This is a genomic window from Variovorax sp. RA8 (assembly GCF_901827175.1).
Classification (GTDB): domain Bacteria; phylum Pseudomonadota; class Gammaproteobacteria; order Burkholderiales; family Burkholderiaceae_C; genus Variovorax.
On record NZ_LR594662.1, the window covers coordinates 4,326,017 to 4,340,594 of the forward strand.

The window sequence follows — 14,578 nt, forward strand, 5'->3', positions numbered from 1 at the left end:
CCGACGCCTGCGCAAGCGGGCGTTTTTACTTGGAGAATCGAAAACGATGACAGCCCAACTGATCGACGGCAATGCCCTCGCGGCCCGCACCCGGGCCGATGTCTCGCGCCGCGTGCAGGCGCTCAAGGCACGCGGCATCACGCCCGGGCTGGCCGTGATCCTGGTGGGCGAGGACCCGGCCAGCCAGGTCTATGTGCGCCACAAGGTCAAGGACAGCGAGGAAGCCGGCCTGCATTCCGTGCTGGAGCGCCATCCGGCCACGCTGTCCGAGGCCGAGCTGGTGGCGCGCATCGACGCGCTCAACAAGGACCCGGCCATCCACGGCATCCTGGTGCAGCTGCCCCTGCCAAAGCACATCGATGCGGCCCGCGTCATCGAATCGATCTCCCCCGCCAAGGACGTGGACGGCTTCCACGTCGCCAGCGCCGGAGCGCTGGTGACGGGCCAACCGGGCTTCTGGCCGTGCACGCCCTACGGCTGCATGAAGATGCTGGAGTCCATCGGCTACGAGCTGCGAGGCAAGCATGCAGTGGTGATCGGCCGCAGCAACATCGTGGGCAAGCCGATGGCCCTGATGCTGCTTGCCAAGAGTGCCACCGTGACCATTTGCCACAGCGCGACGCAGGACCTTGGCGTTTTCACGCGTCAGGCCGACGTAGTGGTCGCCGCGGTCGGCAAGCGCAATGTGCTGACGGCGGACATGGTCAAGCCGGGCGCCGTGATCATCGACGTGGGCATGAACCGCAATGACGAAGGCAAGCTTTGCGGCGATGTCGACTTCGCGGCCGTGCGCGAAGTGGCGGGCTGGATCACGCCGGTGCCGGGCGGCGTGGGCCCGATGACCCGCGCGATGCTGCTCGTCAACACCCTGGAAGCGGCCGAGCGCACTTGAACTCCCACGAACCGACCGCCAACTGCCTGAGACCATGACCAATCCGCTCCTCGACTTTCACGATCTCCCTCTGTTCGATCAGATCAGGCCCAAGCACGTCGCCCCCGCAGTCGACGTGCTGCTGGCCGACGCCGAGGCGGCCTTGCAGGAGGTCACGGCGCCCGGGTTCCCGTCCGACTGGAACGCGATCGCCAAGGTGCTGGACGTCGCTTCGGAGCGCTTCAGCCGGGCCTGGGGCGCGGTCGGTCATCTCAACGCCGTCGCCGATACGCCCGAGCTGCGCGCAGCCTACAACGAGGCCATGCCGCGCGTCACCGCCTTCTGGACGCGCCTGGGCTCGGACGAGCGGCTCTATGCCAAGTACAAGGCCATCGACCCTGCGACGCTGAACTCGGAGCAGCGCCAGGCGCACCGCAACGCGGTGCGCAACTTCGTGCTCGGCGGCGCCGAACTGCAGGGCGAGGCCAAGCAGCGCTTCGCCGAGATCCAGGAACGCCAGGCCGAGCTGAGCCAGAAGTTCAGCGAGAACGCGCTGGATGCCACCGACGCCTTCGCCTACTACGCACAGCTCGGCGAGCTCGAGGGACTGCCCGAGGACGTGATCAGCGCTGCGCGCAGCGCGGCCGAGGCCGAAGGCAAGCAGGGCTACAAGCTGACGCTGAAGATGCCCTCCTATTTGCCGGTCATGCAGTTCGCCAGGAGCAGCGCACTGCGCGAGAAGCTCTACCGCGCCTACGTCACACGGGCCAGCGAGTTCGGCGACCCGGCGCTCGACAATACCGAGCTGATCCGCGAAATCCTCGCGCTGCGCCAGGAAGAGGCGAAGCTCCTGGGCTACCCCAACTTCGGCGAGCTGTCGATCGTGCCGAAGATGGCGGAGACGGCCGACCAGGTCATCAAGTTCCTGCGCGACCTCGCCACCAAGGCCCGGCCTTTCGGCGAGCGCGACCTGGCCGACCTGCGGGTCTTCGCCTCGCAGCACCTTTCCATCGACGATCCCCAGCCGTGGGACTGGAGCTACATCGGCGAGAAGCTCAAGGAAGCGCGCTACGCCTTCAGCGAACAAGAGGTCAAGCAGTACTTCCCGGCACCGAAGGTGATGGCCGGCTTGTTCAAGATCGTCGAGACCTTGTTCGAGGTCTCGATCCGCCGCGACAGTGCGCCGGTGTGGCATCCCAGCGTCGAGTTCTACCGCATCGAGCGCCAAACCTCGGAAGGTCGCCAGACGGTCGGCCAGTTCTACCTCGATCCCTCCGCCCGCGCCGCCAAGCGCGGCGGCGCGTGGATGGACGATGTACGCGCCCGCTGGCTTCGCCCCGACACCGGCACGCTGCAGACGCCGGTGGCGCAGCTGGTCTGCAACTTTGCCGACGGCGTCGACGGCAAGCCGCCGCTGCTCACGCACGACGACGTGACCACGCTCTTCCACGAGTTCGGCCACGGACTGCACCACATGCTCACGCAGGTGAACGAGCGCGACGTCTCCGGCATCAGCGGTGTGGAATGGGATGCCGTCGAGCTCCCCAGCCAGTTCATGGAGAACTTCTGCTGGGAGTGGGAGGTGCTCGCGCACATGACCGCGCACGTCGACACCGGCGAGCCGCTGCCGCGCGCGCTGTTCGACAAGATGATCGCGGCCAAGAACTTCCAGAGCGGGCTTCAGACGCTGCGCCAGATCGAGTTCTCGCTCTTTGACATGCTGCTGCATACCGAGCATGACGCCGCCACCTCCCAGCCGGGCGGCGTGATGGCCCTGCTCGGAAAGGTGCGCGCCGAGGTCGCGGTGATGCCCTCGCCACCGTTCAGCCGCACGCCCAACACCTTCAGCCACATCTTCTCGGGCGGCTACGCGGCCGGCTACTACAGCTACAAGTGGGCCGAGGTGCTGAGCGCCGACGCGTATGCGGCTTTCGAGGAAACCGTTGGCGCCAATGGCCAGCCAAGCATCGAGACCGGCCGGCGCTACCGCGAGGCCATCCTCGAGGCCGGCGGCAGTCGCACCGCGATGGAGTCCTTCAAGGCCTTCCGCGGCCGCGAACCCCAGCTCGACGCGTTGCTGCGCCACCAGGGGATGACGGCGGCCCAGCCGGCCTGATCTGGCCCTCCGCCTCGCCTGCCGCCCGGCCTGAGATACTCCGCCACGTCGGATCACGAAAGCCAAAGCCACCCATGAAGCTTCACCCACGTCTCGCGGGCTCCGCTCTCCTGCTGCTCCTTGCCGCCGGTTCTGCGCTGGCGCAACCCGTCTATCGCCATGTCGACAAGACCGGCAAGGTCACCTTCTCCGATCAGCCGCCGGCGGCCGATGCCCAGGCCGGGGCGCCGCGAGGCAGCGGCGCGGGCGGTGCCGGCCCGGCCCTTCCCTACGAACTGCGACAGGTCGCACAGCGCTACCCTGTCACGATCTACACCGGCGAGGAATGCAGCCCCTGTGCAGCAGGGCGCTCACTGCTGGTGACGCGCGGCATTCCTTTCGAGGAACGCACCGTCAAGGCCAACGAGGACGTCGAAGCGCTGCAGCGCCTGAGCGGCCAGGCCTCGCTGCCGCTCCTCACCATCGGCTCGCAGCAGCTCAAGGGCTTCTCGGATGCCCAGTGGTCGCAATACCTCGACGCGGCCGGCTACCCCAAGAGCGCCCAGTTGCCGGCGGGCTACCGCAATCCGCCGGCCCAGCCGTTGGTCGCCGTGCAGGCGGCGCCCGCCGCACCTGCGACGCCTGTTGCCGCACCGGCCCCGGCGCCGGTGCCAGCGCCCGCCGCCCCCAGCGGGCCAACGCCAAGCAACCCGGCGGGCATCAAGTTCTGATTTCCGGCACCTTCTCAGTCGAAGCGCAGCGTCTGCACGCCGGACGCCGTGCCTAGGAGGCAGACATTGGCGCGCTGGTGCGCAAAGACGCCGACGGTCACCACGCCGGGCCATTGATTCACTTCCGACTCGAAACCCAGCGGGTCGGTGATCCGCAGGCCCGTCACGTCGATGATGTGCTGGCCGTTGTCGGTGACGAGGGCCACGCCATCCTTCTCGCGCACCCGGGCCACGCCGCCGAGGCGGGCGAACTGGCGTATCACGCGCCGCGCCGCCATCGGGATCACCTCCACGGGCAGCGGGAAGGCGCCAAGGGTGTTCACGCGCTTGGAGGCATCGGCGATGCAGATGAAGCGCCGGGACTGAGCTGCGACGATCTTCTCGCGCGTCAGCGCCGCCCCGCCACCCTTGATCATGTAACCGCGCCCGTCGATCTCGTCGGCGCCGTCGATGTAGACGGCGAGCTCCTCGACCTCGTTGCAGTCGAACACCGGAATGCCCAGCGCCTGGAGCCGTTCGGTCGATGCCACCGAGCTCGACACCGCGCCACGGATGTCGTCCTTGATGGTGGCCAGCGCCTCGATGAACTTGTTGACGGTCGAGCCGGTGCCGACGCCGACGATGTCTCCTCTACCCACGTGGGCGAGTGCGGCGCGGCCGACCTGCGCCTTCTGCTCATCCTGGGACGGCGCCGGAGCGGAAGCGGGGGAATTCATCGGGGACAATCCTTGGGCTGACGAAGCCTGCAATTATCTGATGTCCCTGCTGCTGCCCTCCTCGCTTTACACGCTGGCCCGACCTTTCCTCTTCGGTTTCGACCCCGAGCACGCTCATGAGCTGACACTCGATGCGCTGGCGCGCACACAGCACACGCCGCTCGCCTGTGCCTACGCAGCACCCCGGGTGGACGACCGGCTGACGCTGGCCGGTCTGCGTTTTCCGAACCGAGTCGGGCTGGCTGCCGGACTGGACAAGAACGCCTGCTGCATCGACGCCTTTGCTGCCATGGGTTTCGGCTTCGTCGAGGTCGGCACCGTCACGCCGAAGGCCCAGCCGGGAAATCCCAAACCCCGCATGTTCAGGCTGCCGCAGCGCGACGCCCTCATCAACCGGCTGGGCTTCAACAACGAAGGCCTGGACGCCTTCGTCGCCAACGTGCAGCGCGCGCGATTTCGGCGCAAGGAGGGCGGCAAGGCGCCGATGCTGCTCGGACTCAACATCGGCAAGAACGCCGCAACACCCATCGAGCGGGCAGTGGACGACTACCTGGTCTGCCTGGACGGCGTGTACCCTCATGCCGACTACGTGACGATCAACATCTCCAGCCCCAACACGGCCAATCTGCGCTCGCTGCAGAGCGACGAGGCGCTCGATGCGCTGCTCGGCGCCGTGGCCGACAAGCGCGAGGCGCTGGCGCAGCGCCACGGCAAGCGGGTGCCGCTGTTCGTGAAGATCGCGCCTGACCTGGATGAAGCGCAGGTCCAGGTGATTGCCGCCACGCTGCGCCGCCACGGCATGGATGGCGTGATCGCCACCAACACCACGCTGGCACGCGAGGCTGTTGCCGGCCTGCCGCATGCGGACGAGGCCGGTGGCCTTTCGGGCGCGCCGGTGCGGCAGGCGAGCAACCGGGTGATCGCCCAGCTGCGATCAGCCCTGGGCGTCGATTTTCCGATCATCGGGGTCGGCGGGGTGCTCAGCGGGGCCGATGCCGAGGCCAAGATCGCGGCCGGTGCCGACCTCGTACAGATCTACACCGGCCTGATCTACAAGGGGCCTGCGCTGGTGCGCGAGGCAGCCCAGGCACTGCGCCGCAGCAGCCGCTGAGCGGCAGCGCTCAGCGCATTCGCCACAGCACGGGAACGATCACGGCGGCCCAGCGCAGCAGGCGGCGCGGGCCGATCACCACGGCAGCAGCAGCCGCCGCCGCCCCGGTCGCGACCGGGTGCTCGCGCGCAATCCGCAGCGCGGCAGCGCTGGCAGACTCGTCGGCAGGCGCCGCCTCGGCGGCCTTTGGCGCTGCGCTCTCGAGGGTCGCGATTCGCTCGCGCTGGCGCGCAATGCGTGCCAGCAGCTCGTCGCGGGTGAGAGGCCGCGGCTCGCGCGCCGGCTTCTCATCCTCGTCGCCCCCATGAAAATGCGCCTGCACCCATTCCCAGTCGCGTTCGAATTCGCGGCGCGCCGGTTCGAAGGCGGTCGATGCTCGCCGCAGCGTGTTCAACAGCGCCAGGACGGCTAGCAGCCACGCCGCAATCCACACTCCCGCCACCGCCCAGGCAGCGGGGACGCGGTTCGGCGTATCCCAGAAATGCACGACGATCGCGACCGACAGCAGCGCCACCGTCACGGTCGTGAGCCCGATCACCGCGACCACCAGGGCCACCAGCAGCCGCAGTCGCTGTCGCTCCTCGTCCCACGCCAGCTTCAGCAGCTTTGCACGATCCTCGGCCGCCAGGGCACCCTCGCCGGCGGCGATGCGCAGCCGGCGCAAACGCCTGTCCAGCCCGAGCAGGGACAGCAGTCTCATGCGTGTCCCCCGCACGCGCCGGACTGCTCGCGCTCAGCGGCGGCCAAGCAGCAGTCCCACCAGCACGCCCACCGCCAAGGCGGCGCCGGCGATCTGCCAGGGTTCGTCGTGCGCGTATGCATTGGCCGTGCTGGCCGCCTCGCGCGCCTTCTTGGCCGCAAGCTTGCTCTTCTCGGCGGCGAGTTCACGCGCGATCGCCAGCTTGCTATCGATGCGCTGGCGCAGCGCCTTGATGTGCGGCAAGGTGTCGAGTTCCTTGCTGGAGAGCACGCCGCGGACGTCGCTGGCAATGTCTTCCGCAACGGCATTCGCTGCCGCTTCGAGGTTGGAGGATGCAGTCATTGAAATCTTCCCTCTGTGATTCCCGCCGGCACCGCGCCGGCGACTTCACGCCGGACGGCGGCGTGGCATCCCATGGTACATGCCCCCATGCGCCTAGGGCAGCAAAGCCGCCACATGGCGTCCGATCGAGAGGCTGCTGGTGAGCCCCGGCGACTCGATGCCGAAGAGGTTGACCAATCCCGCGACGCCGTGCGCCGCGGGCCCTTCGATCAGGAAATCGCGGGCCGGCTCGCCCGGGCCGGAGATCTTGGGCCGGATGCCGGCATAGCCCGGGACGAGCGCCCCATCGGCCAGGGCCGGCCAGTACTTGCGCACCTCGGCATAGAAGCCCTCGCCGCGCCTGGGATCGACCACCAGATCGCCAGGAGAGTCGACCCACTCGACATCCGGGCCGAACTTGGCCTGGCCGCCGAGGTCGAGGGTCAGATGCACGCCCAGCCCGGCAGCTTCGGGCACGGGGTAGATCAGGCGGCTGAAGGGTGCACGACCGGCCAGTGTGAAGTAGTTGCCCTTGGCGAAATGGGCCACCGGGACGGTGCTCGCGGGCAGCCCCTCGAAGCGCCGCGCGAGCGCCGGTGCACCCAGGCCGGCAGCATTGACGACGCTGCGGCAGCGCAGCGCAGTGCCGTCCTCCGCGACGAGGACGATGGCGCCCTCGCCGCATCGCGCACGGGCCACCGGCGATTTGAGCGCCAACATGCCGCCGGCACTCTCCAGATCGCCTTGCAAGCTCAGCATCAACGCATGGCTGTCGACGATGCCCGTGCTCGGCGAATGGAGCGCGGCGACGCACTCCAGTTGCGGCTCCATCGCACACGCCTGCTCGCGCGTCAGCATGACCAGGTCGTGAACACCATTGGCGGCGGCCTTGGCGGCGATCAGTCTCAGCGCCGGGACCTGCGCCGGCATGGTGGCCACGATCAGCTTGCCGCAGCGGCGATGCGGCAGCTCCCGCTGCGCCAGGTACTCATAGAGCATTTGCTTGCCCTCGACGCACAGGCGCGCCTTGAGGGAACCCTCGGGGTAGTAGATGCCGGCGTGGATCACCTCGCTGTTGCGTGAACTTGTACCGGTACCGATGGCGCCCTCGGCTTCCAGCACGATGACCTCGCGGCCGGCGAGGGCGAGCGCCCGGGCGACCGCCAAGCCAACCACACCGGCGCCAATGACGGCGCAATCGAATTCGTCCATGCCGCGAGCTTAGCCGGCCCCGGCACTCACTTCGGCTGGATTGAGAAAGGCTTCTCCGGATCGGCCGGCTCGGGTGGCGTGCCGGGGCCCTCGTCGGGCTCGACCGGCAGCTCCGGCACATCGGGCGGGTCCGAGGTGGTGGGCGACGGGAGATCGGGGCTGGTGGCCATGGCATTTCTCCTTTCAGCGCCGTTCTACGAAGACTCGAAGCGCGAGGCAAGCGGCGCGAGACCGCAGTGTGCGTCGGTACCGGCCAACAAGCCAGCAGAAAGGAAAAAATGAATTTGGTGGGCGGTGGAGGCTTCGAACCTCCGACCCCAGCAGTGTGAATGCTGTGCTCTACCCCTGAGCTAACCGCCCCTCCCGATACGACGACGGCGATTTGCGCGTGGCACCGGGTGGATTCTTTCAGCGCCGCTTGGCGCGAAGCCTGCGATTATGCCACAGCATTTTCGGCCGCTTGCCGAAAAATCGTCCGGCCGTTGCTGGCCTTGTCGAGCTGCAGCAGGAGCTCCTCGTGCGCCGCGAGCTCGTGATCGGCAGCCGTCAGCACCGGCAGGATGAAGCTGCGCAGGTCGACCACCACGACCGTGCCCTGCACCGGCTCGTTGGCCGCGACGTCGATGAGCAGCGCGTCCTGGCCACGCGTCAGGTTGATGTAGACGTCGGCCAGCAGCTGCGCATCCAGCTTGGCGCCGTGGAAGGTCCGGTTCGAGCGATCGACGCCGAAGCGGTCGCACAGCGCGTCGAGCGAATTGCGTTTGCCGGGGTAGACCGCCTTCGCCAGCGCCAGCGTGTCGGTCACATCGCCGACGAAGCTGCGCAATGTGGGCAGCCCGGCGAGCTCGAACTCCTTGTTGAGGAAGCCGACGTCGAAGGCCGCGTTGTGGATGATCAGTTCGGCATCGCGCAGGTACTCGACGATGTCGTTCGCCAGCGTCGCGAATTTGGGCTTGTCGCGCAGGAAATCGGTCGTCAGTCCGTGCACCTTGAGCGCGTCTTCATGGCTCTCCCGCTCCGGATTGAAGTAGATGTGCAGGTCGTTGCCGGTGAGCTTGCGGTTGAACAGCTCCACGCACCCCAGTTCGATGATGCGGTCGCCGTTCTCGGCCGAAAGGCCCGTGGTTTCGGTGTCGAGAACGATTTGGCGCGTCATCAGTGGTTTTCTTTGGCGTGATTGATCGAGTACTTGGGAATCTCGACCGTGAGGTCGGACTGGGCGAGTATTGCCTGGCAGCTGAGCCGCGATTGCGGCTCCAGGCCCCAGGCGCGATCGAGCAGGTCTTCCTCGCCCTCCTCCGCGTCGTTGAGCGATTCGAAACCCTTGCGCACGATCACGTGGCAGGTGGTGCAGGCGCAGCTCATCTCGCAGGCGTGCTCGATGTTGATGTGATTCTCGAGCAGCGCCTCGCAGATGGAGGTGCCGGCAGGCGCTTTGATCTCGGCGCCCTCGGGGCAGTACTCGGCGTGGGGAAGGATCTTGATCGTGGGCATGAGGCTTCTAGAGGGATTCGATCTGCCGGCCGGCGAGCGCGCGCGCAATGCCCGCGTTCATGCGCTCCGCGGCGAAGGCTTCGGTGCCGTCGGCCAGGGCCTGGGTCGCGGCCTCGATGGCGGCGGCATCGCCAGCCGAGCGCGCGGCGCGCAATGCCTTCATCAACGCGTCGATGGCCTCGCGGCTCTCGGCGTCGAGCAGATCGCCGTCGGCATCGAGTGCGCTCTGCGTGGCCAGCAGCATGCGGTCGGCGTCCACGCGCGCCTCGACCAGCGCGCGCGCCTGCATGTCCTGCTGCGCAGTGGAGAAGCTGTCCTGCAGCATGGTGGCGATCTGGTCGTCGGACAAGCCATAGGAAGGCTTGACGGTCACGCTCGCCTCCACGCCGCTGCCCTGCTCCTTGGCACTGACGCTGAGCAGGCCATCGGCATCGACGGTGAAGGTGACGCGGATGCGCGCGGCCCCCGCGGTCATCGGCGGGATGCCGCGCAGCTCGAAGCGGGCGAGGCTGCGGCAGTCTGCGACGAGATCGCGCTCGCCCTGCACCACGTGCAGCGCCAGCGCGGTCTGGCCGTCCTGGTAGGTCGTGAAATCCTGCGCCATCGCGGTCGGGATGGTCTGGTTGCGCGGAACGATGCGCTCGACCAGTCCGCCCATGGTCTCGATGCCGAGCGACAGCGGGATCACGTCGAGCAGGAGCAGATCGTCCGTGCCCCCATTGCCGGCCAGCTGGTTCGCCTGGATCGCGGCGCCCAGTGCGACGACCTCGTCGGGGTTCAGGTTGGTCAGGGGCTCGCGGCCGAAGAAGTCGGCCACGGCGCGCCTGATCTGCGGCATGCGGGTCGCGCCGCCGACCAGCACGATGCCCTGCAGGTCGGCCGGTTGCAGACGGGCGTCGCGCAGCGCCTTGCGCACCGCGGCGATGGTGCGCGCGGTCAGGCCTGCGGTCGCGGCTTCGAACTGCGCGCGCGAGACCTCCCGCTGCAGCCCGCCGCCAGCCAGCGCGGCCGAGAAGGTGGCCGTGTCCGCGGCAGACAGCGCCTCCTTCGTGGCGCGCGCCGCCACGAGCAGCGCGGCCTTGTCCGCATCGCCTCGGACCTCGAACCCGGTCTGCGCCAGCGCGAAATCCGCCAGCGCGTGGTCGTAGTCGTCCCCGCCCAGCGCCGAGTCGCCGCCAGTGGCAATGACCTCGAACACGCCTTGCGTCAGGCGCAGGATCGAGATGTCGAAAGTGCCGCCACCGAGATCGTAGACCGCATAGACGCCCTCGCTCGCGTTGTCCAGGCCGTAGGCAATAGCAGCCGCGGTCGGCTCGCTGATCAGCCGCAGCAGGTTGATGCCGGCGAGCTGGGCCGCGTCCTTGGTGGCTTGGCGCTGGCCTTCATCGAAATAGGCCGGTACCGTGATCACGGCCCCGTAGAGCTCGTCGTCGAAGCTGTCCTCGGCGCGGTAGCGCAGGGTCGCGAGGATCTCGGCACTCACCTCGACCGGCGACTTGGAACCGGCCGCCGTCTGCACCTGGACCATGCCTGCATCGCCGGCCAGCCGGTACGCCATGGCATCGCGGTTGGCAACGTCCTGCACACCGCGCCCCATCAGGCGCTTCACTGAGGTGATGACGTTGGACGGATCGGCCGCGCGCGCGGCCAGCGCCTCGAAGCCGATCTGGCGGCGGTCTTTGTCGAGGTAACGCACGGCCGAGGGGAGCAGGACGCGTCCCTCGGCGTCGGGCAGGCACTCGGCCACACCGTTGCGCACGGCAGCCACGAGCGAGTGAGTGGTCCCGAGGTCGATACCGACCGCGATGCGCCGCTGGTGCGGATCGGGCGCTTGGCCGGGTTCTGAAATCTGCAGCAATGCCATGGCGCTATTGTCCCCACGCTTCGAACTTGGCCTCGATGTCCTCGGCAAAGCGCTCGATGAACATGAGGGCTCTCACCTGCTTCGCGGCCTCGGCGTGATCTCCTTTTTCGTCGATCAGCCAGTCCAGCGAAGACAGCGCGCGGGCGCGTCCGGCATCGACCTCCGCGCGCAGCTTGTCGAAGGCGGCGGCGTCCCGCGCCTCGTCGAGCTCCTCGCGCCATTCCATCTGCTGCATGAGGAAATCGGGCGGCATCGCCGTGTTCTTCTCGGCATCGATGGGATGGCCATTCAGCGCGCACAGGTAGCTCGCCCGCTTGATCGGGTCCTTCAGGCGCTGGTAGGCCTCGTTGATGCGTACCGACCACTGCATGGCCACGCGCTGCGCCGCGGCGCCCTGGGCTGCGAAGCGGTCGGGGTGCGCCTCGCGCTGCAGCTCCTTCCAGCGCGCGTCGAGCATGGCGCGGTCCTGCGCAAAGCTCGCCGGGACGGCGAAGAGCTCGAAATCGGTGTCGTTCAGGTTCATGGCGTCAAAAAGCCGCCAGCCCATGACCGGGTGGTGGCGGCTTGGACGGGAAGCCGGTGGAAAGTCAGATACGGAAGCTTTCGCCGCAGCCGCAGCGGTCGCGCTCGTTCGGGTTGTTGAACTTGAAACCCTCGTTCAGCCCCTCGCGCACGAAGTCCAGCTGCGTGCCGTCGATGTAGGCGAGGCTCTTGGGGTCGACCAGCACTTTCACGCCATGGTCCTCGAAGACCACGTCCTCGGGCGCCAGCTCGTCCACGTACTCGAGCTTGTAGGCCAGGCCCGAGCAGCCCGTTGTCTTGACGCCCAGCCGCACGCCCACCCCCTTGCCTCGCTTGCCGAGGTAGCGGGTGACGTGGCGTGCGGCAGCTTCGGTCAGGGTCACTGCCATGTCAGCCCTCCCCGCCGGGCCGCCCCAACGGAGGCCCGCGCCCCCTCGGGAGGCAGCGAATACACAGTGAAGATGGCGTGGGGATTCATATCAGTGAGCGGCTTCCGTCGTCGCGACGGCAGTGCCGCGCTTGGCCTTGTAGTCGTTGACGGCGGCCTTGATGGCGTCTTCCGCCAGGATCGAGCAATGAATCTTGACCGGGGGCAGCGCCAGTTCCTCGGCGATCTGCGCGTTCTTGAGCGCGGCCGCCTCGTCGAGCGTCTTGCCCTTGACCCACTCGGTCACCAGCGAGGAGGAAGCGATCGCCGAGCCGCAGCCGTAGGTCTTGAAGCGCGCGTCTTCGATGACGCCCGTCTCGGGGTTGACCTTGATCTGCAGCTTCATGACGTCACCGCACGCCGGTGCGCCGACCATGCCCGTGCCCACCGAATCGTCGCCCTTTTCGAAGGAGCCGACGTTGCGGGGATTTTCATAGTGGTCAATGACCTTGGATGAATATGCCATGGGATACCTCTCAGTCTTTGTTCAATGTGCCGACCACTGGATCGTGCTGATGTCGATGCCGTCCTGGAACATTTCCCACAGCGGGCTCAGTTCGCGGAGCTTGGCAACGTTGTGCTTGATGGTCGAGATCGCGTAGTCGATCTCTTCCTCGGTGGTGAAGCGGCCGATGGTCATGCGCAGGCTGCTGTGCGCAAGCTCGTCGCTGCGGCCGAGCGCGCGCAACACATAGCTGGGCTCCAGGCTGGCCGAGGTGCAGGCCGAGCCGCTGGACACCGCGAGGCCCTTGATGCCCATGATCAGCGACTCGCCCTCGACATAGTTGAAGCTCATGTTGAGGTTGTGCGGGACGCGGTGCTCGAGGTCGCCGTTGATGAAGACCTGCTCGACGTCCTTCAGGCCGTCGAGCAGGCGCTGCTGCAGCGCACGCGCCTTGGCGATGTCCTGCTTCATCTCGAGCTTTGCGATGCGGAAGGCCTCGCCCATCCCGACGATCTGGTGGGTGGGCAGTGTGCCCGAGCGCATGCCGCGCTCGTGGCCGCCGCCGTGCATCTGGGCTTCCAGCCGAACGCGCGGCTTGCGGCGCACGTACAGGGCGCCGATACCCTTGGGGCCGTAGGTCTTGTGCGAAGCCAGGCTCATGAGGTCGATCGGGAGCGTCTTGACGTCGATCTCGACCTTGCCGGTGGCCTGCGCCGCGTCGACGTGGAAGATCACGCCCTTCTCGCGGCAGATCGTGCCCAGCGCCACGACGTCCTGGATCACGCCGATCTCGTTGTTCACGAACATCACGCTCGCCAGGATGGTGTCGGGGCGGATCGCAGCCTTGAAAGCGTCCAGGTCGAGCAGGCCGTTTTCCTGCACGTCCATATAGGTCACCTCGAAGCCCTGGCGCTCGAGCTCGCGCGTGGTGTCGAGCACCGCCTTGTGCTCGGTCTTGACCGTGATCAGGTGCTTGCCCTTGCCCTTGTAGAAATGGGCTGCGCCCTTGAGCGCCAGGTTGTTCGACTCGGTGGCGCCCGAAGTCCAGACGATCTCGCGCGGATCAGCGCCGATCAGGTCGGCCACCTCGGTACGCGCTTTCTCCACCGCCTCTTCCGCTTCCCAGCCCCAGGCGTGGCTGCGTGATGCCGGATTGCCGAAGTGCTCGCGCAACCAGGGAATCATCGCGTCGACCACGCGCGGGTCGACCGGCGTCGTGGCGCCGTAGTCAAGATAGATCGGGAAATGGGGAGTGACATCCATGGCTGGCTCGGGCTGGCGTGGGGTTGACGTTCTCTGGGATTCTTCGACGCGGCGCCGTGCGGCGCCGCCGGATCAGGACTTGGCGAAGGCGTTGCCGAGGGCAAACACCGAATTGGGTGCGTTGACCCGAATCGGCTTCACCACCGGCTGGCTTGAGATCGCCCGCTTGACGGCCGGCTTGTTCTCGATCTGCACGCCCTTGGCAATCTGGTCGTCCACCAGCTTTTGCAGCGTGACGGAATCCAGGAATTCGACCATGCGCTGGTTCAGCGAAGCCCAGAGCTCGTGGGTCATGCAACGGCCGGCCTCGCCCAGGCAGTTTTCCTTGCCGCCGCATTGCGTAGCGTCGATGGGCTCATCGACGGAAACAATGATGTCGGCCACGGTGATTTCCGATGCCTTGCGGCCCAGCGAATAACCGCCGCCGGGACCACGGGTCGACTCAACCAGTTCGTGCCGACGAAGCTTGCCGAAGAGCTGCTCGAGGTACGACAGGGAGATCTGCTGCCGCTGGCTGATTGCGGCCAGCGTGACCGGACCGGTGTTCTGGCGCAACGCCAGGTCGATCATGGCTGTGACCGCAAAACGGCCTTTGGTTGTGAGACGCATCGCAAGCTCCTTTGAGTGCTTACCGTTGAAAAGACACCTTGGCGTTGTGGGCTTTGGTGACGCCGTCTCCGCCCTTCCCGGCCCACTTCCGCTGGTGATCCCATCGGTAGGAGCCGGTCCTTCATCGCGAAGTTCTTTTTGCCTGACTATTTCGCTCAAGTATAGCAGAAGGCCCTCCAGTCTGCTCGGGTAAACCC

The 14,578-nt window shown here is 67.2% G+C and carries 17 protein-coding genes and 1 tRNA gene; 4 read left to right on the plus strand and 14 right to left on the minus strand.

The features are described 5' to 3' along the window. Nucleotides 1-46: 46 nt before the first annotated feature. The 3 genes from folD (at nt 47) to E5P3_RS20215 (ending at nt 3,697) form a co-directional block, all read left to right on the plus strand. Entirely contained in the window at nt 47-892 is an 846-nt protein-coding gene (folD, locus tag E5P3_RS20205) for a bifunctional methylenetetrahydrofolate dehydrogenase/methenyltetrahydrofolate cyclohydrolase FolD (protein ID WP_162587604.1), read from the plus strand. A 34-nt stretch (nt 893-926) separates the two neighbouring features. Beyond that, a complete protein-coding gene (locus tag E5P3_RS20210; protein ID WP_162587605.1) occupies nt 927-2,987 on the plus strand; it encodes a M3 family metallopeptidase in 2,061 nt (686 codons plus the stop codon). A 74-nt stretch (nt 2,988-3,061) separates the two neighbouring features. Beyond that, entirely contained in the window at nt 3,062-3,697 is a 636-nt protein-coding gene (locus E5P3_RS20215; RefSeq protein ID WP_162587606.1) for a glutaredoxin family protein, read from the plus strand. 14 nt (nt 3,698-3,711) lie between these two features. Here the strand turns inward: E5P3_RS20215 and rpiA are convergent, their stop codons facing one another. Then, complete coding sequence (gene rpiA, locus E5P3_RS20220; protein ID WP_162587607.1) at nt 3,712-4,413, minus strand: ribose-5-phosphate isomerase RpiA; 702 nt, start codon at nt 4,411-4,413, stop codon at nt 3,712-3,714. 40 nt (nt 4,414-4,453) lie between these two features. Here rpiA and E5P3_RS20225 point away from each other — a divergent pair, with 40 nt between their 5' ends. Further along, nucleotides 4,454-5,524: a quinone-dependent dihydroorotate dehydrogenase gene (locus E5P3_RS20225; protein WP_162587608.1), complete on the plus strand. Its 1,071-nt coding sequence runs from the start codon at nt 4,454-4,456 to the stop codon at nt 5,522-5,524. 10 nt (nt 5,525-5,534) lie between these two features. Here the strand turns inward: E5P3_RS20225 and E5P3_RS20230 are convergent, their stop codons facing one another. The 13 genes from E5P3_RS20230 to iscR all read right to left on the minus strand — a co-directional run bounded on the left by E5P3_RS20230 (nt 5,535) and on the right by iscR (nt 14,381). Beyond that, a complete protein-coding gene (locus tag E5P3_RS20230) occupies nt 5,535-6,224 on the minus strand; it encodes a phage holin family protein (protein ID WP_162587609.1) in 690 nt (229 codons plus the stop codon). A 33-nt stretch (nt 6,225-6,257) separates the two neighbouring features. Beyond that, nucleotides 6,258-6,566 (minus strand): glycine zipper domain-containing protein, encoded by a 309-nt coding sequence (locus E5P3_RS20235; protein WP_162587610.1) that lies wholly within the window; start codon nt 6,564-6,566, stop codon nt 6,258-6,260. Nucleotides 6,567-6,659: 93 nt separating this feature from the next. After that, complete coding sequence (locus E5P3_RS20240; RefSeq protein WP_162587611.1) at nt 6,660-7,757, minus strand: NAD(P)/FAD-dependent oxidoreductase; 1,098 nt, start codon at nt 7,755-7,757, stop codon at nt 6,660-6,662. A gap of 26 nt (nt 7,758-7,783) precedes the next feature. Further along, nucleotides 7,784-7,927 (minus strand): stereocilin, encoded by a 144-nt coding sequence (locus tag E5P3_RS20245; protein WP_162587612.1) that lies wholly within the window; start codon nt 7,925-7,927, stop codon nt 7,784-7,786. Between the two features lie 115 nt (nt 7,928-8,042). Beyond that, a tRNA-Val gene (locus tag E5P3_RS20250) sits at nt 8,043-8,117 on the minus strand. 76 nt (nt 8,118-8,193) lie between these two features. Then, nucleotides 8,194-8,913 (minus strand): DNA polymerase III subunit epsilon, encoded by a 720-nt coding sequence (dnaQ, locus tag E5P3_RS20255; RefSeq protein ID WP_162587613.1) that lies wholly within the window; start codon nt 8,911-8,913, stop codon nt 8,194-8,196. Further along, nucleotides 8,913-9,251 (minus strand): ISC system 2Fe-2S type ferredoxin, encoded by a 339-nt coding sequence (fdx, locus tag E5P3_RS20260; RefSeq protein WP_162587614.1) that lies wholly within the window; start codon nt 9,249-9,251, stop codon nt 8,913-8,915. Before fdx ends, dnaQ begins: the two co-directional genes overlap by 1 nt. A gap of 7 nt (nt 9,252-9,258) precedes the next feature. Beyond that, a complete protein-coding gene (gene hscA / locus E5P3_RS20265) occupies nt 9,259-11,115 on the minus strand; it encodes a Fe-S protein assembly chaperone HscA (RefSeq protein WP_162587615.1) in 1,857 nt (618 codons plus the stop codon). A 4-nt stretch (nt 11,116-11,119) separates the two neighbouring features. Further along, nucleotides 11,120-11,638, minus strand: coding sequence for a Fe-S protein assembly co-chaperone HscB (hscB, locus tag E5P3_RS20270; RefSeq protein WP_162587616.1), 519 nt, complete (start codon nt 11,636-11,638; stop codon nt 11,120-11,122). 64 nt (nt 11,639-11,702) lie between these two features. Further along, the gene (gene iscA, locus E5P3_RS20275) at nt 11,703-12,026 is read right to left on the minus strand and encodes an iron-sulfur cluster assembly protein IscA (protein WP_026346233.1); all 324 of its coding nucleotides are present in this window, start codon (nt 12,024-12,026) and stop codon (nt 11,703-11,705) included. 90 nt (nt 12,027-12,116) lie between these two features. Further along, on the minus strand, nt 12,117-12,530 hold the full coding sequence (iscU, locus tag E5P3_RS20280) for a Fe-S cluster assembly scaffold IscU (protein WP_162587617.1): 414 nt from the start codon (nt 12,528-12,530) through the stop codon (nt 12,117-12,119). 21 nt (nt 12,531-12,551) lie between these two features. Continuing rightward, on the minus strand, nt 12,552-13,772 hold the full coding sequence (locus E5P3_RS20285; RefSeq protein WP_162587618.1) for an IscS subfamily cysteine desulfurase: 1,221 nt from the start codon (nt 13,770-13,772) through the stop codon (nt 12,552-12,554). Nucleotides 13,773-13,844: 72 nt separating this feature from the next. After that, nucleotides 13,845-14,381 (minus strand): Fe-S cluster assembly transcriptional regulator IscR, encoded by a 537-nt coding sequence (gene iscR, locus E5P3_RS20290; protein WP_068672852.1) that lies wholly within the window; start codon nt 14,379-14,381, stop codon nt 13,845-13,847. Nucleotides 14,382-14,578 lie beyond the last annotated feature (197 nt).

Excerpts from the sequence above, each read along its gene's own strand:
- fdx (WP_162587614.1), bottom strand. The coding sequence starts at position 9,251 with ATGCCCACGATCAAGATCCTTCCCCACGCCGAGTACTGCCCCGAGGGC.
- E5P3_RS20235 (WP_162587610.1), bottom strand. The coding sequence starts at position 6,566 with ATGACTGCATCCTCCAACCTCGAAGCGGCAGCGAATGCCGTTGCGGAA.
- iscR (WP_068672852.1), bottom strand. The coding sequence starts at position 14,381 with ATGCGTCTCACAACCAAAGGCCGTTTTGCGGTCACAGCCATGATCGAC.
- rpiA (WP_162587607.1), bottom strand. The coding sequence starts at position 4,413 with ATGAATTCCCCCGCTTCCGCTCCGGCGCCGTCCCAGGATGAGCAGAAG.
- folD (WP_162587604.1), top strand. The coding sequence starts at position 47 with ATGACAGCCCAACTGATCGACGGCAATGCCCTCGCGGCCCGCACCCGG.
- E5P3_RS20285 (WP_162587618.1), bottom strand. The coding sequence starts at position 13,772 with ATGGATGTCACTCCCCATTTCCCGATCTATCTTGACTACGGCGCCACG.
- E5P3_RS20215 (WP_162587606.1), top strand. The coding sequence starts at position 3,062 with ATGAAGCTTCACCCACGTCTCGCGGGCTCCGCTCTCCTGCTGCTCCTT.
- E5P3_RS20225 (WP_162587608.1), top strand. The coding sequence starts at position 4,454 with ATGTCCCTGCTGCTGCCCTCCTCGCTTTACACGCTGGCCCGACCTTTC.
- E5P3_RS20245 (WP_162587612.1), bottom strand. The coding sequence starts at position 7,927 with ATGGCCACCAGCCCCGATCTCCCGTCGCCCACCACCTCGGACCCGCCC.
- iscA (WP_026346233.1), bottom strand. The coding sequence starts at position 12,026 with ATGGCAGTGACCCTGACCGAAGCTGCCGCACGCCACGTCACCCGCTAC.
- E5P3_RS20240 (WP_162587611.1), bottom strand. The coding sequence starts at position 7,757 with ATGGACGAATTCGATTGCGCCGTCATTGGCGCCGGTGTGGTTGGCTTG.
- E5P3_RS20230 (WP_162587609.1), bottom strand. The coding sequence starts at position 6,224 with ATGAGACTGCTGTCCCTGCTCGGGCTGGACAGGCGTTTGCGCCGGCTG.
- dnaQ (WP_162587613.1), bottom strand. The coding sequence starts at position 8,913 with ATGACGCGCCAAATCGTTCTCGACACCGAAACCACGGGCCTTTCGGCC.
- hscB (WP_162587616.1), bottom strand. The coding sequence starts at position 11,638 with ATGAACCTGAACGACACCGATTTCGAGCTCTTCGCCGTCCCGGCGAGC.
- E5P3_RS20210 (WP_162587605.1), top strand. The coding sequence starts at position 927 with ATGACCAATCCGCTCCTCGACTTTCACGATCTCCCTCTGTTCGATCAG.
- iscU (WP_162587617.1), bottom strand. The coding sequence starts at position 12,530 with ATGGCATATTCATCCAAGGTCATTGACCACTATGAAAATCCCCGCAAC.
- hscA (WP_162587615.1), bottom strand. The coding sequence starts at position 11,115 with ATGGCATTGCTGCAGATTTCAGAACCCGGCCAAGCGCCCGATCCGCAC.